We start from the raw sequence: 23637 nt of genomic DNA, 5'->3' as shown, positions 1-23637 counted from the left end.
ACGAAGTGGTTACTGATGGTAAGCAGCTTATTTTAAATAAATGTTTAACTAATTAGTTATTGATTTCTAATGATATAACAATGTAAATTGCTGTTTGTACGTCGAATCTAAGTCTATGAATCCAAAAACTATCCATTTAATCGAGGTCAATATGAAAAACATTATCGCTCCTGCGATGTTAGGTATTACATTGTTAACTGCAAGTTTCGCATCAGTCGCAGTTACGCCAGCTAAATCTGAAAAGCATGCCGGTGATGCAATAGAATATCGTCAAGCTATATTGCAATTAGTTAAAAGTAACGTTGGAATTATGGGCGCTATGGCGAAAGGACAAGTTCCTTTGAGTGCTGAAACATTAGAAAAGAATGCAAGCCGCATTGAACAATTATCCTTGATGATGGACGATTACTTTTCAGTCGACACAAGTAAGTTCAGTGTTGAAACTGAAGCTTTACCGGCGATTTGGAAAGACTATTCTGACTTCCAAACTAAAATTACGGCATTAACAGAAGCGGCAAGTAATCTGAAAATGGCCGCAGCAAGTGGCGATGAAGGCCAGCTAAAAGCAAACATTGGCGCAATCTTTAAATCTTGTAAAGGTTGTCATGATTCTTACAAGGCTGAATAACACCTTGTAAGAAGTCATTTGTAATTAAAAATAATAGTCTACTTCTGGCACTGGTGCTGCGATAGCAATTAACCAATACAAGAAGGCGGCAATGACAATTGCAAGAATAACCGCTAATAATAATCTAGATGAACCGATACCGTTTTGCGCGGCATCGGTTTTTTTTCCAGTAATCATAGCCCCGATTAAGGGAATTTTGCGTCCAAATTGATACCAAAGGATGGCCAGGATATGAATCCCAGCTATGCCTAAAATAACGTTGAATATTTGATGGTGTAAACCGTCCAACCAACTCTGTGTATCGCTGCTTACCGCTGACATATAAGGTCCAGAAGCAAGCACATCATCACTTGCAAATAAACCTGTGATGGCTTGAGCTCCCACAATTAAGATGACTGCTGGAACGATTAAACCACCCAAAGGATTGTGACCAGTGAAATGAGGGTTTTTGGCTTTCAAAAAAGCTACCAAATACTGCCAGATAGCCTTCGGAGGATAGATGAAATTACTAAATCTTGCGTATTTTGGACCAACTAACCCCCAGATTAAACGGAAGATAATGAGTCCTAGAGTGAAGTATCCAATATAAAAATGAATATCCATATACTCGCTACCTAATTCAGCCGTTATCCACTGGGATACCAAAGCTAAAACCAATAACCAGTGAAAAAGCCTAAGCGGAATATCCCAAATTAATTTCTTTTGCATTTTGATTTTTCTCCAAAGAGGTACCAATATCCTCACATTATCTAAGATCAGTTATACTCTTTTTATATTACATCCAAGAACGTTTTAGCTTAGAGACAATAAACAAGGCATTGCCTAAAATTCGTTTCGCATCATTTTGATTGATAAAAGGAATACTCAGAGCGCCGGATGCCATAATGATATTAATAGTGGCTATTTCATGCCTTCTCATCATACGGCTTTGTATAAATTGTGTTTGTTGTACTTTATATTTTGGGAAACTGTAAAAATCGACTCCAAATAATCCTTTTCTAAGATAAATATATTCGTCATCATCAGCGTAACCCCAGCGTTTCCATCGACAATATATCAAAAATACGATAAATCCACTTAGCAACTGGATTATTAAAATACCTAAAATCCCTGATTTTGAAAAAGTTATTGCGCTTACGAGCAGATTAAAAGGGATTAACCACAAAAGCTGTCTAAAAATAAATCGTTTACTGATAGCAAGAAAGCTAATGTCATGTAATTTATTATTCGGTAACGCATCCTTGACGATGCTATGCGCTTCATCTTGCGTCACTGAAGGTACTAATATTCTGTTACTATTGGCCTGCAATTGGTTAGAATTTTGCTCTGTGCTGCTATTCTGTTTTAATTCCAAATTGACCCTGCCGAGAATCACATCTAACCAATCTTGTTTTAACGCTATTACTTGAAGGCGCGAACGTTTCATGGTGACTTCTTGTTTAGTGAATAAGCCACTTCGACGAATATATCTGTCTGTGGTTTTCGCCAACGAATAATCGTAAAATAAAACGATTGAGCCAACTACGGATATCAAAGTAATAATCAAAGTTGCAAAAAGAACTAGCGAAAAAAATGCTAACCCTAACTGCCAAATTGCCTGTGACTGTGCGTCAAAATAACGTTCATAATCAAAACCTAATTGCTCTGCCAATGAGGCTAAATAGGCGGCTAAGTTGTCATAAAATGGTGCTAGTGCACCAATAATAATCCACACTCGATTGTTAGTAATACCGTGTAAAATCAGATCTTTAATTGAACGTGTATTGAGAATTTGTTCGCTTTCAATTCCCACATTAGGTTGCTCTAAAAGAGTCTTGTCTTCATCTGCTTGTCGTTCGGTTGGCGTATTGTGTGTTTTACCCTTTGCAAGGATGGATTGTTTTAACTTTTCAGCAAAATCCACAGGTAATGCAACTATTTTTGCCTCTTGTTTCGTCGAGCCAGCTGTATCGAGTTGCAAACAACAGGTATGGGTTAGCCGGTAGTAAAGCGGCCTTTCAATGGTGACGTTTTGAATTCTAGAAAAAGGCAAATCAATATGGGTTTTAGAGAACACACCAGAGCGGATTTCAACCGTTTCATCAATCAATCGAAATGAATAAAAGAAGTATTGCAGCCAAGATGAAACACTGATTAAAGCTAAAATTCCCACAATGATTGGGATCCAGATTTGCGGGTTCTCTTGCACCGTAGAGTAGCTTATGGCAATGGCTGGCAGCAAATAGATAACATTATTGGCCGCTAATTTAATCCCACTTGCAATAAAATATAACACCGCAATGGGGGACAGTTTCTGCCAACGGTGAGTATTGAGTGTGGCATTTTCTCCCTCATTATCCATCACTTTGAACACCTTTATGATCCAAGATGAATTGCCTGATTTTTTGTGCATCATCAAGACTTAAACCAGGTATTTCAAACGTGTGCATTGCGCCCCCAGCACTAAAAACCTGTAATGAAGCCAATTTAAAGGTTCTCTCCAGTGGGCCTCGTTTTAACTCAACGTGTTGTATCCGTAGTATCGGCTGACTATAAATTTTACGAAATATTACCCCGCAGGCGAAATGTAAATCAGTGTCTGTTAAACAATATTGTTTGCATGGAATAGCTACATATAAATAGAGGCTAATTAGAATTGCGACTAAAAACGCAATACCAAGTCCCAGCGGATAGACTGCGATTAGCTCGGGGTGAATATCAATAAACGGCTGCCATCGGGTTAACGACATAACTAACATAAACATCAAACAAAACAGCCAAGTAGAGCAGATAGCCATGGGTCTATAACGGCTATTTAGAGGTTCAAAATCAATTTCTAATGGATCGGGTAAAGTGGATGTTTCTATTAGTTGATAAGACACAATCATACGGCAACATTAATTTAATTTACCCTAATGTAGCGGAATCAGAGTTTGAATCAATATATATCAGGTTACAAAATCTTAATCAGCTTAAAAACTGCTATGAAGATTTCCAATCAAATATAACTTATCGCTTTTTTACTGCTGCAAATTAGGTGTTTATATTGCACAATATTCAATAGTATTTATCTAATTGAAATGAGTAGAAAATGACAGGAATTGGTATTTTGGGAGCCAATGGCCGAATGGGCCGTGTATTAATAGATGCCGCCCATTTAGATGATAACGTGAATTTGGCCGCAGCTTCTGTACGAGAAGGTTCGCAATGGATTGGAATGGACGCTGGCGAGTTAGCCGGTATTGGTAAACAAAATCTTAGCATTACAGCAAGTTTAGACCAACAAGCACCTGAGATAGACGTCGTCATCGATTTTACGCTGCCCGATGTGCTTGAACAAAATTTAGCTTGGTGCGTGGCAAATAATAAAGCCATTGTGATTGGCACCACTGGACTGAACGATAATCAAAAAGCGCTGTTGCAAAATGCGGCTACTAAGATTCCAGTTGTGTTTGCGGCGAACTACAGTGTAGGCGTTAATCTTATGTTGAATTTGGTTCGTCAGGCGGCAAAAACAATGGGCGATACAGCAGACATCGAAATTCTTGAAGCCCATCATCGTTTTAAAAAAGATGCGCCATCTGGAACTGCTATGGCAATTGGAGAGGCTATCGCTGACGAAATTGGCCGTGATTTAAAGCAATGTGCCGTGTACGGAAGGGAAGGTGACACTGGTGAGCGCAAACATGAAACAATTGGATTTGCTACCGTCAGAGCGGGCGACGTGGTTGGTGAACACACAGCGTTATTCGCAGATATTGGTGAGCGACTAGAGATCACTCACAAAGCTTCTAGTCGATTGACCTTTGCTAAAGGTGCGATAACCGCTGCTAAATGGCTGGTTGGCAAACCTGCCGGACTATATTCTATGCAGGATGTGCTGGGGTTTAATTAATCTGAACTAAAATAGTGGGTAAAAATTAAGTGGCGTTTACCGGTTGCTTAATTTGACGTTTTAATGACTTACCTACGAATTTTGAATCAAATGCTCATTTTAGTAATTTTTCTACATTCTAATGGATCAAATAAAACCATTAGTGTATGATCTCGGGAATTTGCCAAATTTTCGGATGAGATGTGCTTAATCTCCCGAAAATACTAGCGGTGATGAGGTAAACGGGATGTAAATTAATAATTTCAACCCGTTTTTTATAGGGTTTTGATGCTTAGCTTGCAAAAAAACCTTGGGTTGTCCTTAATTAGGAGGTTGACTTGGCTATTTCTGCTCTTTTGGTGCTAGAAGACGGTTCTGTTTTCAAAGGCACATCAATTGGAGCTTCTGGTGTTTCTGTCGGTGAAGTGGTGTTTAATACATCAATGACAGGCTATCAGGAGATTTTGACTGACCCTTCATATGCTGAACAAATTATTACCTTAACTTATCCTCATATAGGTAATACTGGTACTAATGAAGAAGATGTTGAATCCACAAAAATTTGGGCTAAAGGCCTAATTATTCGAGACCTTCCTTTATTAGCTAGTAACTTCCGTAATCAATCTTCTCTTTCTGACTATTTGAAACATAACAATATTTTAGGCATTGCCGATATTGATACTCGTCGATTGACACGCATCCTTCGAGACAAAGGCGCGCTTAAAGGTTGCATTGTCACTGTTGATGATTTTAATCAAGATGATGTTTCTGAAGCCTTAAGTGCTGCTCAAGCGTTTCCGGGTTTGAAAGGAATGGATCTAGCGAAAGTGGTGACTACAGATAAAGCATATCCATGGCAAGATGGTGTGTGGTCTTTAGAAACCGGATATGCGAAAAATGTAGAAGATTGTAAGTTTCATGTAGTTGCTTATGATTTTGGTGCGAAACACAATATATTGCGCATGTTAGTAGATAGAAGTTGCCGCTTAACTGTGGTGCCAGCTACAACACCTGCCGAAGAAGTGTTAGCAATGCAGCCAGATGGAATATTTTTATCCAATGGCCCTGGTGATCCTGAACCTTGTGATTACGCTATTGCCGCTATCAAAACTTTCTTGGAAACCGAGATTCCTATTTTTGGTATTTGTTTAGGTCACCAATTGTTGGCGTTAGCCAGTGGTGCAAAAACAGAAAAAATGAAGTTTGGTCATCATGGCGCAAATCATCCGGTTAAAGACTTAAAGCGTGATGTGGTAATGATTACCAGCCAAAACCACGGTTTTGCAGTGGACGAGTCTTCTTTGCCAGATAATTTGGATGTGACACACGTATCTTTGTTTGATAAGTCGTTGCAAGGCATACACAGAAATGACAAACCGGCATTTAGCTTTCAAGGGCATCCTGAAGCAAGTCCAGGTCCCCATGATGCAGCTCCCTTGTTTGATCATTTTATTGAGCTGATAGAAAAATCAAAATCAGCAACTACTTCAATTTCAGCTTGATACTTAGAGAAAGAATACTATGCCAAAACGTACTGATTTAAAAAGCATTCTGATTCTGGGCGCGGGTCCAATTGTAATTGGCCAGGCATGCGAATTTGATTATTCAGGAGCTCAAGCCTGTAAAGCCCTACGTGAAGAAGGGTATAGAGTTATTCTAGTCAATTCCAATCCTGCTACCATTATGACAGACCCGGAAATGGCTGATGCGACTTACATTGAACCCATCCACTGGGAAGTGGTAAAACGCATAATTGAAAAAGAACGCCCAGACGCAATTTTACCTACTATGGGTGGTCAAACGGCACTTAACTGCGCCCTTGATTTGAACAAACATGGTGTATTGGAAGAGTACTCTGTTGAGATGATTGGCGCGACAGCCGATGCAATTGATAAAGCAGAAGACCGTGAGCGTTTTGATAAGGCGATGAAATCAATTGGTTTGGCTTGTCCAAGAGCTGAAATCGCACATACCATCGAACAAGCTCATGATGTGCTGAGTCGTATTGGTTTTCCTTGTATAATCAGACCTTCGTTCACTATGGGCGGCTCCGGTGGCGGTATCGCCTATAACGTTGATGAGTTTGATGAGATTTGTCGCCGCGGGTTAGACCTTTCACCAACCAGTGAGTTACTCATTGATGAATCGCTAATTGGTTGGAAAGAATACGAAATGGAAGTGGTACGAGATAAAAGCGATAATTGTATTATTGTTTGTACCATCGAAAACTTCGATCCAATGGGTGTTCATACTGGTGATTCAATAACGGTTGCACCAGCGCAAACCCTGACAGATAAAGAATTTCAAATTATGCGTAATGCAGCAATGGCAGTATTGCGTGAGATTGGTGTTGAAACTGGCGGTTCAAACGTACAGTTTGGTGTTGACCCAAAAACTGGCCGCATGGTTATCATAGAAATGAATCCTCGGGTGTCTAGATCTTCTGCACTAGCGTCGAAGGCCACAGGTTTTCCAATTGCGAAAGTTGCGGCTAAATTAGCGGTTGGCTACACCTTAGATGAACTGGCAAATGATATTACTGGTGGTTTAACCCCAGCATCGTTTGAGCCTGCGATTGACTATGTTGTCACTAAAATCCCTCGTTTTAACTTCGAAAAATTCGCTGGTGCTAATGATCGCTTAACCACACAGATGAAATCTGTCGGTGAAGTGATGGCAATTGGCCGTAATCAGCAAGAGTCTTTGCAAAAAGCGTTACGAGGCCTAGAAGTTGGCGTTAATGGCTTAAACCCGATTATCGATATTGAAGATCCGGAAAGTGAAGCGATTATTATCCGCGAGCTCAGAGAACCAGGCGCAGAGCGCATTTGGTATATTGCTGATGCAATGAGAATGGGCATGTCAGTTGAGCAAGTTTTCTCACTGACCAACATTGATCGTTGGTATTTGGTTCAGATTGAAGACCTTGTGAACCTTGAAAAACAGGTGGCTGAAATTGGCCTATCCGGGATCGATTATGACTTGATGCGCACCTTAAAACGCAAAGGGTTTGCTGATTCTCGTTTGGCTGAGTTAACTAATGTCGCCGAAAGTGACGTGCGTGAACTTAGACACTCGATGGAAATCACACCTGTTTATAAGCGCGTAGATACCTGTGCAGCGGAGTTTTCGACTAGTACAGCTTACATGTATTCAACTTATGATGAAGAATGTGAAGCTAATCCATCGGATAAAGATAAGATTATGGTGTTGGGCGGCGGTCCTAACCGAATAGGTCAAGGTATCGAATTTGACTACTGTTGTGTTCATGCAGCGCTAGCAATGCGTGAAGATGGCTATGAAACTATCATGGTTAACTGTAACCCAGAAACCGTTTCTACTGATTATGATACGTCTGACCGGTTATACTTTGAATCCGTTACCTTAGAAGATGTGCTCGAAATTGTACGTATCGAAAAGCCTAAGGGCGTCATAGTGCAGTATGGTGGCCAAACACCATTGAAACTCGCTCGCGAGTTAGAAGCTGCCGGCGTGCCAATTATTGGTACATCTCCTGATGCTATCGATAGAGCTGAAGATCGTGAACGCTTCCAACATATGGTCAATAAATTAAACCTAAAACAACCCGCAAATAGCACCGTTAGCAACATGGAGCAGGCGTTGGTTGAAGCTGAAAAAATTGGTTTTCCATTAGTTGTTCGTCCGTCTTATGTTCTAGGTGGTCGTGCAATGGAAATTGTTTACGACTTAAAAGATTTAAAACGATACTTGAATGAAGCTGTGAAAGTTTCAAATGACTCTCCAGTGTTACTTGACCGTTTCCTTGATGATGCCATTGAAGTTGATATCGACGCCATGTGTGATGGTGAAAACGTGGTAATCGGCGGAATTATGGAGCATATAGAACAAGCTGGAGTTCACTCTGGTGATTCTGCCTGTTCCTTACCGCCATACTCATTGAGTCAAGAAATCCAAGACGTAATGCGTAAGCAAGTTAAAGATATGGCCCTAGAACTAGGTGTCGTGGGTTTGATGAATACACAATTTGCCGTGAAAAATGGTGAAGTGTACTTAATTGAAGTAAACCCGCGCGCTGCTCGTACTGTTCCGTTTGTATCTAAAGCAACAGGAATGGCGCTTGCAAAAATAGGCGCTCGTGCAATGGTTGGTCAATCACTTCCTTCACAAGGGGTGACGGAGGAAATTATCCCGCCGTTTTATTCTGTCAAAGAAGTTGTTCTGCCGTTTGCTAAGTTTCAAGGTGTTGATCCTTTGTTGGGCCCAGAAATGCGTTCAACAGGTGAAGTGATGGGAGTAGGGGATACCTTTGAAGAAGCCTATGCCAAAGCTAACTTAGGCGCTGGTGCGCCCATTCCGCAGAAAGGTAAAGCGCTGATTTCAGTTCGTCACAATGACAAAAAACGCGTTGTTGAACTTGCCCGTAAAATGATTGAGAAAGGCTTCAGTTTAGAGGCTACCTCGGGTACTGCAAAAGAGTTAAACGATGTTGGAATTGCCTGTAGTGTGGTTAATAAACTTACAGAAGGTCGTCCAAACATTGTTGACGCCATTAAAAATGGCGAATATTGTTATATTGTGAATACTACTGAGGGACGCAAAGCGATAAATGATTCTGTGTATATTCGTCGTGAAGCATTGCTCAATAAAATCACCTATACCACAACTTTGAATGCAGCATTTGCGACAGTAAATGCCCAAACTGCAGATGATCGCGCGAAAGTAAACTCGGTCCAATCTTTACACCAGAGAGTTAACGAACGCTAAACTTGTGGTAAACTAAGCAAAATTTCTAGTAATAAAAGTGCGCATTCACTGCGCACTTTTTAATTAACCTCAACATAAACAAAAGCACATATAAGTGAGCGTTGATCAATGAATCAATATCCAATGACAGCAAAAGGCGCAGAAATGTTGCGCGCAGAGCTTAATGAACTTAAATCTGTTAAGCGTCCACAAATCATTCAATCCATAGCAGAAGCTAGGGAGCATGGTGATTTAAAAGAAAATGCCGAATATCATGCAGCCCGCGAACAACAGAGTTTTTGTGAAGGCCGCATTCAGGATATCGAAGGTAAGTTATCTAATGCACAAATTATTGATGTAACTAAAATAACAAACAATGGAAAAGTTATTTTTGGGGCAACAGTCACTATCATCAATGTTGAATCTGATGAAGAAACAACCTATAAAATCGTAGGTGATGATGAGGCAGACATTAAAAATAATCTAATCTCTGTGAATTCACCTATCGCCCGTGGTTTGATAGGTAAAGAAGAAGACGACATTGTTACAATTCAAACTCCTGCAGGCACTGTAGAATATGAAGTGTGTCAGGTCGAATATATTTAAGTTTGAATTCTCAGGCGGCGGCAATTTAAGCTAAAGTTTGATTTAATTTGAATATTCAGTGCTGCGGCTGGTTTTTGCTTCCACACTACCAGCCAAAGTGCCTTGCTTAGTAGGCAAAACCTCAAATTTTAAAACGCTATCAATTAAAACCTTATCAATTAAAATACTATCAATCTGTGCGTTTAGTGTAGTCTCTCCAAGCCCATCCCAAAGCGATCAAGCTCAAAATCCATAGCGGCAAGTCTTGCCACTTTCTGTAGGGTGTGAAGCCTGTTGTACTGGCTATTTCAGCCGATAATACACCCGCCTTAAATTGCGGAAGTCGACTAATTATTGTTCCGTCGTAACCGATGAAGGCAGTAATACCATTGTTCGTTGCCCGTAAAACTGGAATGCCAAACTCTTTTGCTCTGACTTGGGCAATTTCAAGGTGCTGATCGGGACCATGGGAATGACCAAACCAAGCATCATTACTCACAGTGATGATGAAATCGGTTTCAGTTGTTAAATTTGCAGCGATTTGCCTAGGAAATGCAATCTCAAAACAAATCGCAGGAGCCAAATTGATGCCATTTGAGACCAGATTCGATTGCAAATAATCACCTCTGGTAAAGGATGACATCGGTAAATCAAAAATCGGTGCAAGTTGTCTTAGCCAACTTTCAAACGGAATAAATTCGCCAAATGGCAGCAAATGATGCTTATCGTATCTGTTTGAGTGCAAATAATGATATTGTCCCTGCGTATCCTCAGGCAGCTTTTTACCTATGGCAATGAGGTTATTAAACGCTTGTCGTGAGTCATAATCGTAGTTGACTATACCGGTGATTAACCCTGTATCCTGCTCGGTTGCTTGGCTATCTAATTGACGCAAAAAGGATTCCGCAGTTGATTCTAATTGGGGAATAGCCGCTTCAGGCCAAATAATGAGTTGATTCTGCCAATGACCTTCGGTCAATTTGCGGTATTTTTCCATGGTCGGAGCTTCTTCTTCTGGAGCCCAGCGCATTTCTTGTTTTATATTGCCTTGCACCATTGCAATGGAGACTGTGCTTGCCTTGGGCGTCACCCAATTAACTGAGTTTAATGCCCATCCGCCTATAAATATGATTGAAGCTAAGGCAATGGTAGGAATATAAACCTTTTGTTTTACACTTAATGCGCATGAGACTGCTAAAGCGATTAAAATAACACTCAGACCCGTCTCACCGAAAACCGGTATCCAGCCGGAAAGGGGACCAAGAAGTTGACTGTAACCAATAGATAACCAAGGAAATCCAGTAAATAACCAACTTCGAATAAATTCGCTTATAAACCAAATAAAAGGTGCCAACAATGGCCAGTAACGCAGTTTGCAATATCGTTTGAGGACAAACGCGAACAATCCCGGATACAAGGCTAAAAAACTGCAGAGCAGAACCATAAGCCCTACTGAGCCAATCAAGGGGAGTCCACCAAAGTCTGCAATACTTACGTGAACCCACGAAATACCGGCACCAAACCAACCTAAACCAAATGCAAAGCCGGTTTTAAATCCTGATTTACTGACTAATAAGCGATAAAAGAACCCAGTTAATAAAATGGGCGTTAAAAACCAAAGTGAAAAAGGTGCATAACTGAACGTCATTAATGCACCCAATAAAATAACACCAATATAATGCAGCATGGTTTTTTACACTTAGTCTTCTTTGTTGGGTAAGGTCACTTTCAGTTGTAACAATCGACGTTTATCTGAATTAGTAATTTTAAATATCAGACCTTCAATTTCAATCTCGTCATCCGTCATTGGCATATGCCCAAATGCTTTCAAAACTATGCCACCAATGGTATCGGCTTGTTCAACATCATAGTGGGTTTCAAAGAATTGATTGAAATCTTCGATTGGTGTGAGTGCTTTAACAGAGTATGTGTAAGTATTTAGAGGACGAATATCGTCAGAATCATTTTCTTCGATATCATGTTCGTCTTCTATCTCGCCTACAATCAACTCTAGAATATCTTCTATCGTAACAAGACCTGACACGCCACCGTATTCATCTACCACTATCGCCATATGATAACGTTGCTGCCTGAACTCTTTGAGCAAAACGTCAACACGTTTACTTTCAGGTACAATAACAGCTGGTCGTAATACGTCTTTTAGGTGAAATTCCTTTCCAGGGATGAATGCATAAGCAAGTAGGTCTTTGGCTAATAGAATTCCTTCAATGTGATCTTTGTCTTCGTTGATTACTGGGAATCGAGAGTGAGCAGACTCCAGCATCACCGGTAGAAATTCTTCTACTGACTCGTCAACATTAATGGTCATCATTTGCGCTCTAGGGATCATGATGTCCCTTACACGCATTTCATTGACGCCCATCACACCTTCAATCATCTCTCTGGTCTGCGGGTCAATTACTTCTCGTTGCTCTGCATCGGATATAATATCAACCAATGCTTCTTTACTTTTCGGTTCTGCGTTAAAAGTTTGTACTAGTTTATCTAGCCAGCTTTTATTCGTAGAACCGCTAGTAGAGTGGGGGTTGTCTTCGCTCATAATATCTTTTTTAGGTTCCTTGGATCACTATATTTAATGATCTTGATAGGGGTCGTCAATGCCTAATTTTGTTAAAATTTGCACTTCTAGACTTTCCATTATTTCTGCATCCTGATCATCTACATGGTCAAACCCAAGTAAATGGAGGCTTCCATGGACAATCATATGTGCCCAGTGATCGGATAATAGTTTATTTTGTTGCTCAGCTTCTTTTTCAACTATGTCTGCGCAAACGACTAAATCGCCTAATAAATTAAGTTCTATTTCAGCCGGGGCCTCAAACGGAAAGGATAATATATTGGTGGGTTTGTCTTTTTCACGGTATGTCGCGTTTAAATTTTGGCTTTCTTCAGGTGTCACGATTCTAATCGTTAACTCTGTTTCATCGATTTGTTGATCGGCTAACGCGAATTTAACCCACTGCTCGAATTGTTGAGCTGTTGGGAGATTGTTATTTTCGCAAGCAATTTGGATATCTAGGTCAATATTCACTTAATCGGCTTCTCATTTTCACCTTTAGCGCTTTGCTCTGCTTGTTTTTGCAATTTAGCTTTTTCTTGAGCAGACTCAAATTCTTCATATGCTCGAACGATTCGCGCGACCACGGGGTGCCGAACTACATCGTTAGCAGTGAAAAAGTTAAAGGAAATATCTTGAACGTCCTTTAATACGTCTATGGTGTGACGCAATCCAGAGCGTACCCCTCTTGGTAAGTCTATTTGCGTAATGTCACCGGTAATCACCGCACGTGAATTGAAACCAATACGAGTTAAGAACATTTTCATTTGTTCTACAGTGGTGTTTTGACTTTCATCTAAGATGATAAAAGCGTCATTTAATGTTCGGCCACGCATGTAAGCTAAAGGCGCTACTTCGATAACATTACGTTCGATAAGTTTTTCAACTTTTTCAAATCCTAACATTTCGAAAAGGGCGTCATACAGAGGGCGAAGATAAGGATCAACTTTTTGAGATAGATCACCGGGTAAAAACCCGAGTTTTTCACCCGCTTCAACTGCTGGTCGAGTTAGCAGGATTCGGCGGATTTCTTGGCGTTCCAATGCATCAACAGCACAAGCAACCGCTAAATAGGTTTTACCTGTACCAGCTGGGCCCACACCGAAACTGATGTCATGGTTTAATATATTAGACACATATTGGCTCTGATTGGGGTTTCTTGGTTTGATCACGCCCCTACGAGTTTTAATATGTACTTCTTTGCCGTAATGTCCCGCTTCCGCTCTTTCAAGGCATTTTGCTTCTTGAATGGCTAAGTGAACCTGATCAGATTCCAACATTGGAATCTTACCTTTAATAGGTTGAGTTTCGATATAAAGCAATTTAAGTAATTCGGCCGCACCGTTACTTTGTAAAGGATCGCCTATCACTTTAAATTCATTATTGCGATATGTGATTTCAACCCCTAAACGGCGTTCTATTTGCTTTATGTTGTCATCTAATGGTCCGCACAAACTTGATAGACGTTTGTGATCGGCTGGTTCTAAAAACACTTCGCTGCTGACAATAGTACTCAAAATTGAATTTTACCTTTTTGACTAGTTTAATGTGATGTTGGCGAAAATTTCTGTACACCTAATGCATCTTCTTGAACTGTCTGTTTTGACAAGATAGATTTAGGTGCAACACTGACTCTCAAGCCCATATCTTTTTCACGTCTGACAACGTCTCCTCGCAATGAGTTCGCGAACACGTCAGTAATTTTGACATCGATGAATTCACCAATCATGTCTGGTGTACCTTCGAAGTTTACAACACGATTATTTTCAGTACGGCCAGACAACTCCATTGGATTCTTTTTCGATGGGCCTTCAACTAATATACGTTGTTCCGTGTGAAGCATATTTCTGGCTATTCGCAAGGCCTGTTGATTAATTCTACTTTGTAAAATTTGCAGACGTTGTTTTTTGGTTTCTTCGCTGACGTCATCTGGCAAGTCGGCCGCAGGCGTACCTGGTCGTGCGCTATAGATGAAACTAAAACTCATATCAAAATCTATTGCTTGGATTAAATCCATTGTCGCTTGAAAGTCTTCATCTGTTTCTCCGGGGAAACCAATAATAAAGTCTGAGGACATACAAAGATTAGGGCGAATTTTTTTAAGTCGACGAATTTTTGATTTAAATTCGATAGCTGTATGGCCACGTTTCATCAAATTTAAAATTCGGTCTGCGCCGCTTTGCACAGGAAGATGCAGGTGATCAACCAATTCTGGAATCGACGCGTAGGCTTCAATCAAATCATCAGTAAACTCAACCGGATGAGACGTTGTATAACGAATTCTATCGATGCCATCGATGGAGGCAATTAATTCAAGTAATTCGGCAAAGTTGCAAATGCTTTCATCGAAATGAGGTCCTCTAAATGCATTTACATTTTGACCAAGTAGATTTACCTCGCGAACACCTTGTTCAGCTAGTTGCGCTACTTCGAGTAACACATCATCAACCGGACGGCTTACTTCTTCGCCTCGTGTATAAGGTACAACGCAAAAACTGCAGTATTTGGAACATCCTTCCATAATAGAAACAAATGCGCTTGGACCATCTGCCCGTGGTTCCGGTAGACGGTCAAATTTTTCAATCTCAGGGAAACTGACATCAATAACTGATTTTGAGCCACCTTTTATCTGGTTGATCATCTCTGGCAATCGATGCAATGTTTGCGGACCAAAAATCAAATCCACAAAAGGTGCTCGTTGTCTTATCGTGGTGCCTTCTTGTGAGGCAACACAACCACCCACACCGATAATCAATTCAGGCTTGTGTTTTTTTAAGTTTTTCCAGCGCCCCAATTGATGGAATACTTTTTCTTGGGCTTTTTCGCGAATAGAGCAGGTGTTCAACAAGATAACATCAGCATCTTCTGCTTCGTCAGCAAGCTCATAACCATGAGTAGCATCAAGTAGATCGGCCATTTTTTCCGAATCATACTCGTTCATTTGACAGCCCCACGTTTTAATGTATAACTTTTTGCTCATATTGCGTTTTTAAACCCTAATTTTTATATGCCATTTAGACGCCACCATCGACTGACTATGCTAGACAAATTTGTTACAAACTGGCTAAACCGAACCGCTTATTTTAACGTTATTTGTTGATTGGATCTAGCTTTCATCTGTTATTTAACTGCGGCGCGATCATGTCCCCTAATTTATTTAATTTTTTACTGATTAAACTGGATTTATTTCAGTATGATATAGCCATCAAAAGTAATTCAGCGTGATTAAAAAATATGTTTGATGTAGGTATTGTTGGTGGAGGAATGGTGGGTGCTGCAACTGCTGTAGGACTTGCTCAGCAGGGGCTCGATGTTGTTATATTTGAAGCGAAATTACCCGAAGCGTACTCTCCTGAACAGCCGCCAGATATGCGAGTATCCGCCATTAACATTAATGCTTATTCATTGTTGAATTCTTTGGGAGCCTGGCAAGATGTTCAATCCATGCGCTTTTGCCCATTTAAAAAAATGTTAGTGTGGGAAAGCGACAAGGGCGCGACGCAATTTGATTGTAATGAAATAAATCAGCAGCAACTGGGTTTCATTATTGAGAATAGATTAATTCAGTTGGCATTGCTAAATCGTATTCATTCCTTGCCAAATATTACCTTGGTAAGTGGGGCAACGATTAAAGAAATTCAAAACGGTGTACCCAATATCATTAATACCGCTGATAATTCATCTTACCAATGTACTATTTTAATCGGGGCGGATGGGGCAAATTCGCAGGTGAGAAGTAGCTTGAATATTGGTCAACAAGGCTGGCAGTATGAGCAACATGCGATGGGCATCAACATCAAATTGGCGGACGCTAAACAGCAAGAAATAACCTGGCAGAAATTTAAACCCTCAGGCCCTTTGGCATTCCTACCGTTGTATGATGGTTTTGCTTCATTGGTTTGGTATGACTCAGCGGATAAAATTGCAGAGTTAAAACGTCTGAATCTAAGTAATTTGAAAACCCAAATTATGGCGAATTTTCCTAAAAAACTTGGTGATTTTGAGATACTTCAAAGCGCCAGTTTTCCATTAACACGGATGCATGCAAATCAATATTGCAAAGGTAATTCAGTATTAATCGGCGACGCAGCGCACACCATTAATCCATTAGCAGGACAAGGCGTGAATTTAGGTTTTCGTGATGTGTCTGCACTTTTAGAATGTTTGAGTAACTGGGATAAACAAGCAACCTCAGTGCTGCCATTATTAAAACAATATGAAAATAAACGAAAATCATCGAATTTATTAATGATGTCGACTATGGATGCAATTTACGCGGCATTTAGCAATGATAACTTGCCTTTGAAACTACTCAGAAACCTTGGTTTGAGTTTGGCTGACAATGCCGGACCAATTAAAAAACAAGTTATGAAGGTAGCATTAGGATTGACCTAAACCAGCGCCAATCCTGTAGGGAAGGGGGTTATTTCCCCCAGATTCCTTTTTCAGTTTCGCCTTGGATCTCACAGTCACCATTTAAGTATTCTGGTTTTTGACCTTTCTTACGTTTTTCAAAGTAATCCTGGCTGATTGAAACTATCGTGGGAGTCATTAACACTATGGCGATAATATTAATAAATGTCATCAAGCCTAACGCCATATCGGCCATTGCCCAGACTTTTGGTAATGAGGCCATTGAACCCCAAAAAATCATCAAAAGATAACCGCCCGTGTATACCCAGCGTCCGACTTTATTGTCTAATTTAAACATGTGGAGATTACTTTCTCCATACGCATAATTGGCAACCACAGACGTAAATGCGAATAAACTAATGGCTGCCGCAACAAAATCACCGCCAAATTCACCTAAGTGACTGCCCATCGCATCTTGGGTTAAACGTATACCTTCCATCTGCTCACTACTTGAACCACCTGCTAACAATATGACAATGGCTGTGCAAGTACATAAGATCATTGTATCTATAAAGACACCGAGCATTTGTACATAACCCTGTGAAACAGGGTGGTTAGGATTCGGTGATGCTCCAGCTGCTGCATGGGGTACACTTCCAGATCCGGCTTCGTTCGAATAAAGCCCTCGTTGTATACCATTCTTAATTGCTGCACCTAAGGCCCCAGCCGCAGCTTCGTGTAAACCGAAGGCTGATGAAATTATGTCTGAAAGCATAGCAGGGACAAGTTCGTAATTAGCGATGGCAATTCCCAAGGTTACCAAAACATATGTAATGGCCATAAAAGGCACTATCCATTCGGCGAATCTGGCAATAGCGCGAAGGCCGCCAACGACTATCATACCGGCCATTAGGATAATCACTAGACCTGAATAATGGGTCGGAATTTCATAGGCGTGATTTAAAGCGTCAGTAATAGTGTTTGCTTGTACGGCGCTAAAAATAAATCCATATCCCAAAAACAGGAATAATGAAAATAGCACCGCTAACCAGCGTTTATTGAGACCTTGTTGAATGTAGTAGGCGGGACCGCCTCGGAATTCACCATTTATATCTCGGACTTTATAAAGTTGGCCCAAAACGCTTTCTGCGAAGCCTGTTGCCATACCAAGCAAGGCAATCATCCACATCCAGAAAATCGAACCTGAGCCACCGAGTGAAATGGCAACCGCGACGCCAGCCAAATTTCCGGTGCCTACTCGAGCGGATAGGCTGGTACACAATGCTTGAAATGAACTAATTCCTGAGGCATCACTTTGGGTACTGTTTTTCATGATGCTAAACATGTGCCCGAAATGTCGGAATTGTAAAAAACCTAACCTGACAGTGAACCATACTCCAGCAAATACCAACATGACTGCAAGTATAGGAAAGTAAAAATTAGATTGCTCCCCTTCGGTTTCCCATAAAACACTTAACCCTCTGTTCCATAATAGATCGTTTATGAAACTTACAATGTCGTTTATCACTCGAATCCTTGCCCATTTATAATTTTTATAGCTGCAGTTTGAAGTGATCTAGTTCTTATGTAAAGAGAAGGAGGGCTATCATTTGACAACAAATAAAAAAGCCCAAGACAAAATCTTGGGCTTAAATATGGCTGGGGTAGCTGGATTTGAACCAACGAATGGCGGGATCAAAACCCGCTGCCTTACCGCTTGGCTATACCCCAAATGGCAGCAAGTGCAAATGCACTTGCTACGCAAAAGATGGCTGGGGTAGCTGGATTTGAACCAACGAATGGCGGGATCAAAACCCGCTGCCTTACCGCTTGGCTATACCCCAACAAAGATGGTGCGGAAGGAGAGACTTGAACTCTCACGCCGTGAAGCACTGGAACCTAAATCCAGCGTGTCTACCAATTCCACCACTTCCGCACATGCTTGTTCTAAAACAAGACTTGGTGGCTACGGCGGGACTCGAACCTGCGACCCCATCATTATGAGTGATGTGCTCTAACCAGCTGAGCTACGTAGCCATCTATCTTTGGGTACTCCGCTTTGGAGTGGCGCGTATTATGCTGATAAGGCATAAGGTCGTCAACCCTTTTTTTAACAGAATTGTTTGATTGCTCGATATCTAAGCAAAGCCAGTTAAAAAATCTACAACATGACACTTATTTGTACAAATGTATTGAATCTTTTTTAAATTAGTACTGTTTAATTCGATTTTTGAAGGATAGAAACTTTGCATTAAATTGAAAATAAAAACATAAAAAACGTTATTTTTAGATTGATTGCATGTTTTAGCAGTCATTTGTCGCACTGCTATACGCATTTTAGCTGTGATTTGGCAGATGCAACGGTCATTAGGTGAACAAATGATAATTGCCCTTTGCCTGACAACCAATTAACAGCTAGGTATATAAACCAAATGAAGTGTTATCGATTAAGAATATCGTCTTGTCATAAAACTCCTATATAAAGAATGGCAGACTAAAAATAGTTATCAATTGAAAAGACCGATAGAGAAGTTGCTTTTTGTATATTGTGTACAGCGATAAAAAAACCGAGCACTAATGGCTCGGTTTTTTAAAATTGATCGCCTGTTTAGACGAAACTAGCTATGTTAATACCGATTAAGCTTGGGTATTAATAACTGAGCCCACACGTGAGTCAGGTGTAGGACTGTTTTGAGTCGAAGATGATTGAGACGGTGATTCAAGCTCGGCTTGCCGTTGTTGAGTTTCAACCTGACGAGCTTGTTGCTGCGGAGCTGCTTGGGCAGCTGTACTGCTAGATGAAGAACCTACTTCCATTTTAATAATCCTCGTTGCTGATAACTATTGGTAAATATAGTACAAAAAATAACAGCATGCACTATTGTGAAATAAACAACTCTGTCAATCGCACAGCGTCTATAACAAGCTAATATGCTTACATTTAGTCAATCCATTGTTCTAATTGTTGTTGCATAAAATTCGCGATCATCGGTTGCGCTTGCAAATTAGGGTGGATGCCATCTTTTTGCATTAGTGATTTGTCTAAGGCAATTTCCTGTAAAAAGAACGGGATTAAAGGAATCTCATTTTCAACGGATAGCTCAGTGAACATGCCGGTGAACATTTGGTTATATCTGCGACCGTAATTAGTGGGTATCTGCATTTGCTGTAAAATTACCGAAAGCCCTTGCTGTTGAGCCATATCAATCATCTGTTGAATGTTGGCCTGCATTTTTTTCACTGGGTGACCTTGCAATCCGTCATTACCACCCAATTCAATGTATAAATGGGTAGGGGAGTGTTGATCGAGTAATCTGGGAAGCCGAGCTAAAGCACCGTCTGTCGTTTCACCGCTTATTGCGGCGTTTACAACGTTTATGCCTTGGTTTTGCCATGCATTTTGTAACAAACTAACCCAACCTTGTTCTTGCGTTAGCCCATAAGCAGCGCTTAAGCTATCTCCTAGAATCAGTATTTTTACCGATTGTGGATCGTCAGCTTGTTGAGCTTGCAAGTGATCTGAAATACTCAGTAAAAGTATAACTATTAACCCAACAATAAACAGACGATTTCTGTCTCTTTTAAACCATAAGTGCACTATGACAACAACTCCAAATGTAATGATAGAAACTAAACAAATCACCAAAGTAGTAAGTACGAGCGAAGGTGAACTTCAGATCCTTCAACCAATTAGTTTTAAAGTCAAGGCTGGTGAGTCGGTTGCCATTATTGGTGCGTCGGGTTCCGGTAAGTCTACACTGCTGAGTTTGTTAGCGGGTCTGGATCAGGTAACCGAAGGTGAGATCTTCTTGGCTGGTGCGCCTTTGCATTCTATGGATGAAGAACAGCGTGCTAGGCTACGGGGCGAAAAAGTTGGATTTATATTTCAAAGTTTTATGTTGGTGCAAAGCTTAACCGCATTGGAAAATATTATGCTTCCGGCTGAAATAGCGGGTTTAGATAATGCCAAACAGCTTGGTCAACAAATTCTTGAACAGGTCGGCTTGGGACATCGTGGCAATCACTATCCCAATCAATTGTCAGGCGGTGAGCAACAACGTGTAGCGATAGCACGTGCCTTTATCACTAAGCCTAAAATTTTATTTGCGGATGAACCAACCGGTAATTTGGATGCCGCTAATAGTGAAAAAGTAGAGTCTTTGTTGTTCGAGTTAAATAGAGACTCAGATACTACTTTAGTGCTTGTTACCCATGATCCCGTATTGGCGAAACAGTGTCAGCGTCAGTTGAGTATGCAAGCGGGTGTGTTAACTGAGGTTACCTCATCCGATTCACAATCAGACCAACAACAGCAGGCTAGTTAAACATGAAATATGGTTTTAATTTGGCTTGGCGTTTATTCAAGCACGAAGCTAAACGTGGCGAACTTACGATTATTTTGTTTGCGATTGTTTTGTCTGTGGCAGCGGTTTTGTCACTCTCATTATTCAGTGAACGACTTCAAGGTGCTCTGACGGCTAAATCTGCCGAGTTTATTGCCGCTGACAGGCTGTTAGAGTCAGATAAACCCGTTGATCCTAACTGGATTGCAAAAGCAAAAGAATTAGGCTTGCAAACCACCCAGCAAGTGTATGCCCGCTCCATGGTATTTGGTAACGAGCAAATGACTTTAACCAGCTTACGCGCTGCAGATGACGGTTATCCCTTAAAAGGTGAGTTAAAAACCTCAACAGAGCCCTTTGGTTTGGGTCAGGTGACTAAAAATTTACCGGCTTCTGGCGAAGCTTGGGCGGAGTCACTGTTGTTACAGAAACTCGGTTTAAAGCTTGGTGATAAAATTGAGGTGGGAGATAAGGAGTTCACTTTAACCCGAGTCATTACGGATGTGCCGGATTCTGGGTTTAGTGTGTTTGGTGGTAATCCGAAGGTATTGATAAGCCTTAACGATTTGGCTGCAACTCATATTACTGGCCCAGGTAGTCGAATTGACTACACCTATTTTTTCGTTGGGGATAGCGGTGATTTAGATGATTATTATGATTGGCTGCGACCTCAGTTAAATCGAGAAATTCACTCTTGGCAATCGGTAGAAGATGACGACTCGCAACTTGGGCGTTCTGTAGGCAGAGCTGAGCAATACTTTTTACTTGCCAGTCTGTTAGCAATTGTATTGGCGGCAGTGTCTATTGCCGTTGCTGCTCAACGTTATAGCCAACGTCATTATGATCCCGTTGCGATCATGAAAACCCTGGGTGCGAGTAAACAATTAGTACAACGGGTTTATTTATATCAAATATCTTTTATCACCTTGTTGGGTATCTTAGTGGGGACGGTCGTCGGTTTTATCATTCAACAATTGGTCATTTTGGCGATTGCCGATAAAGTCAGTGTTTCCATCGACGTATGGCATTGGCGTCCATTGGTCATTGCTGTTTTTACCGGAATGATTTGTGCGGTTCTGTTTTCACTTTATCCCTTGTTAAAATTATTCTCGGTTCCGCCTTTACGTGTACTCAGACGTGATTTAGGAGCTGGGATGAGTTCCAGAGTTCTGCAGTTTGCGGCCACGGGTTCAGCCATATTGATATTGATGTGGGCCTATAGCCAAAACTTGCAAATTAGCTTAATCCTGTTTGTTTCCGGTATCGTTTTAGTCTGTGCGTTGTTGGCCATCACTTATGGTTTGATCGCGGTTGGCAGAAAGTTAGGTCAAGGTAAAATGGGGGCGTGGCAGTTAGCTTGGGCGAGAATCAAAAGACGGGCTATGGATAACAGTGTGCAGCTGATTAGTTTTTCGGTCACTATTATGTTGTTACTTGTGGTTTTGGTTATGCGTAACGACATGGTCTCGCAGTGGCGCGACCAGCTACCGCAAGGCACTCCTAACTATTTCATGTCAAATATTACTGAGCAGCAACGTCCTGCATTAAATCAACATTTCGAACAGTTAGGTGTTAAAACCGATGTGTTTTATCCGGTTGTTAGGGCTAGGTTTGTGTCGATTAACGACGAAAAAATACGAACTGAGATCACTAAAGAAGATGAAGATAAACAAGATAGTGGCCGCAACGGACTAGGGCGAGAGGCTAATTTAACTTGGAGTAATCAACTCCAAAATGAAAACAAAATTGTTGCTGGAAAGTGGTTAGACGAATGGCAAACCGGAGATGAATACGGGGTTTCTGTAGAGCAGAGGTTAGCGTCAAGATTAAATATTAAGTTAGATGACAAACTAACATTTAATATTGGTAGTGAAGTGATTAGCGTGAAAGTGACCAGTCTTCGCAGTGTCAATTGGCAGACCATGCAACCCAATTTCTTTTTTGTATTGCAGCCTGAAGCCATGCAGGCATTTCTACCCACTTACATCACTAGCTTTCATGTTCCAACAGAGCAAAAATCGAAAATAGCGCAGCTAATGCAGCCATTTTCCAGTGTCACCTTATTTGATGTAGACGCAAGAATTAATCAATTAAGAGCCATTGTTGATCAAGTCTCTGTGGCGGTTGAGTTTATTCTAGTGTTAGTGTTGATTGCCGGTTCTTTGGTGTTAATTGCGCAAGTTCAGGCGAGCATGGATGAGCGCCAGCAAGAGTTGGCCATTTTACGTACGCTAGGGGCCAAAGGCAGCTTGATCCGCGCCAGTGTTATTTATGAGTTTTTAATTATTGGTGCAGTGGCGGGGTTGATGGCAGCCTTTGCCAATGAACTCACCTTATATTTATTGCAGTCACAAATTTTTGAAATGCAGGGAAAACTACATTTCGAATATTGGATTATTGCTCCAGTTGTTGGTGCGGCCACTGTTGGCTTGTTAGGTGCTGCAGGATGCTGGAGGTTATTAACCTTAAATACCAGTCAGTTATTGCGGAAAATGGTGTAGACAATTAAAGCTATTCAAAATAATCATTAAAAAGGGCGATTCGCCCTTTTTCTGATTTTATTTGCTTCAAT

19 protein-coding genes and 4 tRNA genes are annotated in these 23637 nt (G+C 40.9%); 8 read left to right on the top strand and 15 right to left on the bottom strand.

Features of this window, described 5'->3' with window-relative positions; all coding sequences use genetic code 11:
• Positions 1-151 precede the first annotated feature (151 nt).
• On the top strand, positions 152-628 hold the full coding sequence (locus tag VUI23_RS12610) for a cytochrome c (RefSeq protein ID WP_216048445.1): 477 nt from the start codon (positions 152-154) through the stop codon (positions 626-628).
• Positions 629-652: 24 nt separating this feature from the next.
• On the opposite strand, the gene VUI23_RS12605 is transcribed toward VUI23_RS12610, so the two are convergent.
• The 3 genes from VUI23_RS12605 to VUI23_RS12595 form a co-directional block, all read right to left on the bottom strand.
• The gene (locus tag VUI23_RS12605; RefSeq protein ID WP_342804567.1) at positions 653-1336 is read right to left on the bottom strand and encodes a cytochrome b/b6 domain-containing protein; all 684 of its coding nucleotides are present in this window, start codon (positions 1334-1336) and stop codon (positions 653-655) included.
• Positions 1337-1403: 67 nt separating this feature from the next.
• On the bottom strand, positions 1404-2969 hold the full coding sequence (locus VUI23_RS12600; protein WP_342808286.1) for a PH domain-containing protein: 1566 nt from the start codon (positions 2967-2969) through the stop codon (positions 1404-1406).
• Positions 2962-3489, bottom strand: coding sequence for a PH domain-containing protein (locus VUI23_RS12595; RefSeq protein WP_342804566.1), 528 nt, complete (start codon positions 3487-3489; stop codon positions 2962-2964). Before VUI23_RS12595 ends, VUI23_RS12600 begins: the two co-directional genes overlap by 8 nt.
• A 209-nt stretch (positions 3490-3698) precedes the next feature.
• Here VUI23_RS12595 and dapB point away from each other — a divergent pair, with 209 nt between their 5' ends.
• The 4 genes from dapB (at position 3699) to greA (ending at position 9812) form a co-directional block, all read left to right on the top strand.
• On the top strand, positions 3699-4502 hold the full coding sequence (gene dapB / locus VUI23_RS12590) for a 4-hydroxy-tetrahydrodipicolinate reductase (RefSeq protein WP_303500660.1): 804 nt from the start codon (positions 3699-3701) through the stop codon (positions 4500-4502).
• A gap of 317 nt (positions 4503-4819) precedes the next feature.
• Complete coding sequence (gene carA, locus VUI23_RS12585; protein ID WP_342804565.1) at positions 4820-5983, top strand: glutamine-hydrolyzing carbamoyl-phosphate synthase small subunit; 1164 nt, start codon at positions 4820-4822, stop codon at positions 5981-5983.
• Between the two features lie 19 nt (positions 5984-6002).
• On the top strand, positions 6003-9227 hold the full coding sequence (gene carB / locus VUI23_RS12580) for a carbamoyl-phosphate synthase large subunit (protein ID WP_216048451.1): 3225 nt from the start codon (positions 6003-6005) through the stop codon (positions 9225-9227).
• Positions 9228-9335: 108 nt separating this feature from the next.
• Entirely contained in the window at positions 9336-9812 is a 477-nt protein-coding gene (gene greA, locus VUI23_RS12575) for a transcription elongation factor GreA (RefSeq protein WP_216048452.1), read from the top strand.
• A 169-nt stretch (positions 9813-9981) separates the two neighbouring features.
• Here the strand turns inward: greA and lnt are convergent, their stop codons facing one another.
• The 5 genes from lnt to miaB are packed head-to-tail and all read right to left on the bottom strand — an operon-like array spanning position 9982 to position 15349.
• Entirely contained in the window at positions 9982-11478 is a 1497-nt protein-coding gene (gene lnt, locus VUI23_RS12570) for an apolipoprotein N-acyltransferase (protein ID WP_342804564.1), read from the bottom strand.
• A gap of 12 nt (positions 11479-11490) precedes the next feature.
• Positions 11491-12351 (bottom strand): CNNM family magnesium/cobalt transport protein CorC, encoded by an 861-nt coding sequence (gene corC / locus VUI23_RS12565; RefSeq protein WP_216048453.1) that lies wholly within the window; start codon positions 12349-12351, stop codon positions 11491-11493.
• A 33-nt stretch (positions 12352-12384) separates the two neighbouring features.
• Positions 12385-12843: an rRNA maturation RNase YbeY gene (ybeY, locus tag VUI23_RS12560; protein WP_342804563.1), complete on the bottom strand. Its 459-nt coding sequence runs from the start codon at positions 12841-12843 to the stop codon at positions 12385-12387.
• Positions 12840-13886, bottom strand: a complete 1047-nt coding sequence (locus VUI23_RS12555; protein ID WP_216048455.1) for a PhoH family protein — start codon at positions 13884-13886, stop codon at positions 12840-12842. Before VUI23_RS12555 ends, ybeY begins: the two co-directional genes overlap by 4 nt.
• 26 nt (positions 13887-13912) lie before the next feature.
• A complete protein-coding gene (miaB, locus tag VUI23_RS12550; RefSeq protein ID WP_216048456.1) occupies positions 13913-15349 on the bottom strand; it encodes a tRNA (N6-isopentenyl adenosine(37)-C2)-methylthiotransferase MiaB in 1437 nt (478 codons plus the stop codon).
• A gap of 254 nt (positions 15350-15603) precedes the next feature.
• Here miaB and VUI23_RS12545 point away from each other — a divergent pair, with 254 nt between their 5' ends.
• Positions 15604-16764: an FAD-dependent oxidoreductase gene (locus VUI23_RS12545; protein ID WP_342804562.1), complete on the top strand. Its 1161-nt coding sequence runs from the start codon at positions 15604-15606 to the stop codon at positions 16762-16764.
• A gap of 28 nt (positions 16765-16792) precedes the next feature.
• Here the strand turns inward: VUI23_RS12545 and VUI23_RS12540 are convergent, their stop codons facing one another.
• From VUI23_RS12540 to VUI23_RS12510, 7 genes are all read right to left on the bottom strand, one after another.
• Positions 16793-18250 carry an alanine/glycine:cation symporter family protein gene (locus VUI23_RS12540; RefSeq protein WP_342804561.1) on the bottom strand — a complete coding sequence of 486 codons (1458 nt, stop codon included), beginning with the start codon at positions 18248-18250 and terminating at the stop codon, positions 16793-16795.
• A 128-nt stretch (positions 18251-18378) separates the two neighbouring features.
• Positions 18379-18453 (bottom strand) — tRNA-Gln (locus tag VUI23_RS12535).
• 38 nt (positions 18454-18491) lie between these two features.
• A tRNA-Gln gene (locus VUI23_RS12530) sits at positions 18492-18566 on the bottom strand.
• Between the two features lie 7 nt (positions 18567-18573).
• Positions 18574-18658: transfer RNA gene (locus VUI23_RS12525), tRNA-Leu, on the bottom strand.
• Positions 18659-18682: 24 nt separating this feature from the next.
• Positions 18683-18759, bottom strand: a tRNA-Met gene (locus VUI23_RS12520).
• A 600-nt stretch (positions 18760-19359) separates the two neighbouring features.
• The gene (locus VUI23_RS12515) at positions 19360-19539 is read right to left on the bottom strand and encodes a hypothetical protein (protein ID WP_342804560.1); all 180 of its coding nucleotides are present in this window, start codon (positions 19537-19539) and stop codon (positions 19360-19362) included.
• A gap of 124 nt (positions 19540-19663) precedes the next feature.
• Positions 19664-20254 (bottom strand): arylesterase, encoded by a 591-nt coding sequence (locus VUI23_RS12510; protein WP_216048595.1) that lies wholly within the window; start codon positions 20252-20254, stop codon positions 19664-19666.
• An 88-nt stretch (positions 20255-20342) separates the two neighbouring features.
• Between VUI23_RS12510 and VUI23_RS12505 the strand changes: the two genes are divergently transcribed.
• Entirely contained in the window at positions 20343-21047 is a 705-nt protein-coding gene (locus tag VUI23_RS12505; protein WP_342808284.1) for an ABC transporter ATP-binding protein, read from the top strand.
• A 2-nt stretch (positions 21048-21049) separates the two neighbouring features.
• On the top strand, positions 21050-23566 hold the full coding sequence (locus tag VUI23_RS12500) for an FtsX-like permease family protein (RefSeq protein WP_216048460.1): 2517 nt from the start codon (positions 21050-21052) through the stop codon (positions 23564-23566).
• The last annotated feature ends 71 nt before the right edge of the window (positions 23567-23637 follow it).

This window comes from Alteromonas sp. M12 (assembly GCF_037478005.1).
Taxonomy (GTDB): Bacteria; Pseudomonadota; Gammaproteobacteria; order Enterobacterales; family Alteromonadaceae; genus Aliiglaciecola; species Aliiglaciecola lipolytica_A.
Note: the sequence above shows the minus strand (reverse complement) of the source record. Positions and strands in the feature narration are given on the sequence as shown.

Coding starts and splice junctions, on each gene's coding strand:
- VUI23_RS12610 (WP_216048445.1), top strand. CDS start 152: ATGAAAAACATTATCGCTCCTGCGATGTTAGGTATTACATTGTTAACT.
- VUI23_RS12605 (WP_342804567.1), bottom strand. CDS start 1,336: ATGCAAAAGAAATTAATTTGGGATATTCCGCTTAGGCTTTTTCACTGG.
- VUI23_RS12600 (WP_342808286.1), bottom strand. CDS start 2,969: ATGGATAATGAGGGAGAAAATGCCACACTCAATACTCACCGTTGGCAG.
- dapB (WP_303500660.1), top strand. CDS start 3,699: ATGACAGGAATTGGTATTTTGGGAGCCAATGGCCGAATGGGCCGTGTA.
- carB (WP_216048451.1), top strand. CDS start 6,003: ATGCCAAAACGTACTGATTTAAAAAGCATTCTGATTCTGGGCGCGGGT.
- greA (WP_216048452.1), top strand. CDS start 9,336: ATGAATCAATATCCAATGACAGCAAAAGGCGCAGAAATGTTGCGCGCA.
- lnt (WP_342804564.1), bottom strand. CDS start 11,478: ATGCTGCATTATATTGGTGTTATTTTATTGGGTGCATTAATGACGTTC.
- corC (WP_216048453.1), bottom strand. CDS start 12,351: ATGAGCGAAGACAACCCCCACTCTACTAGCGGTTCTACGAATAAAAGC.
- miaB (WP_216048456.1), bottom strand. CDS start 15,349: ATGAGCAAAAAGTTATACATTAAAACGTGGGGCTGTCAAATGAACGAG.
- VUI23_RS12545 (WP_342804562.1), top strand. CDS start 15,604: ATGTTTGATGTAGGTATTGTTGGTGGAGGAATGGTGGGTGCTGCAACT.
- VUI23_RS12515 (WP_342804560.1), bottom strand. CDS start 19,539: ATGGAAGTAGGTTCTTCATCTAGCAGTACAGCTGCCCAAGCAGCTCCG.
- VUI23_RS12505 (WP_342808284.1), top strand. CDS start 20,343: ATGATAGAAACTAAACAAATCACCAAAGTAGTAAGTACGAGCGAAGGT.
- VUI23_RS12500 (WP_216048460.1), top strand. CDS start 21,050: ATGAAATATGGTTTTAATTTGGCTTGGCGTTTATTCAAGCACGAAGCT.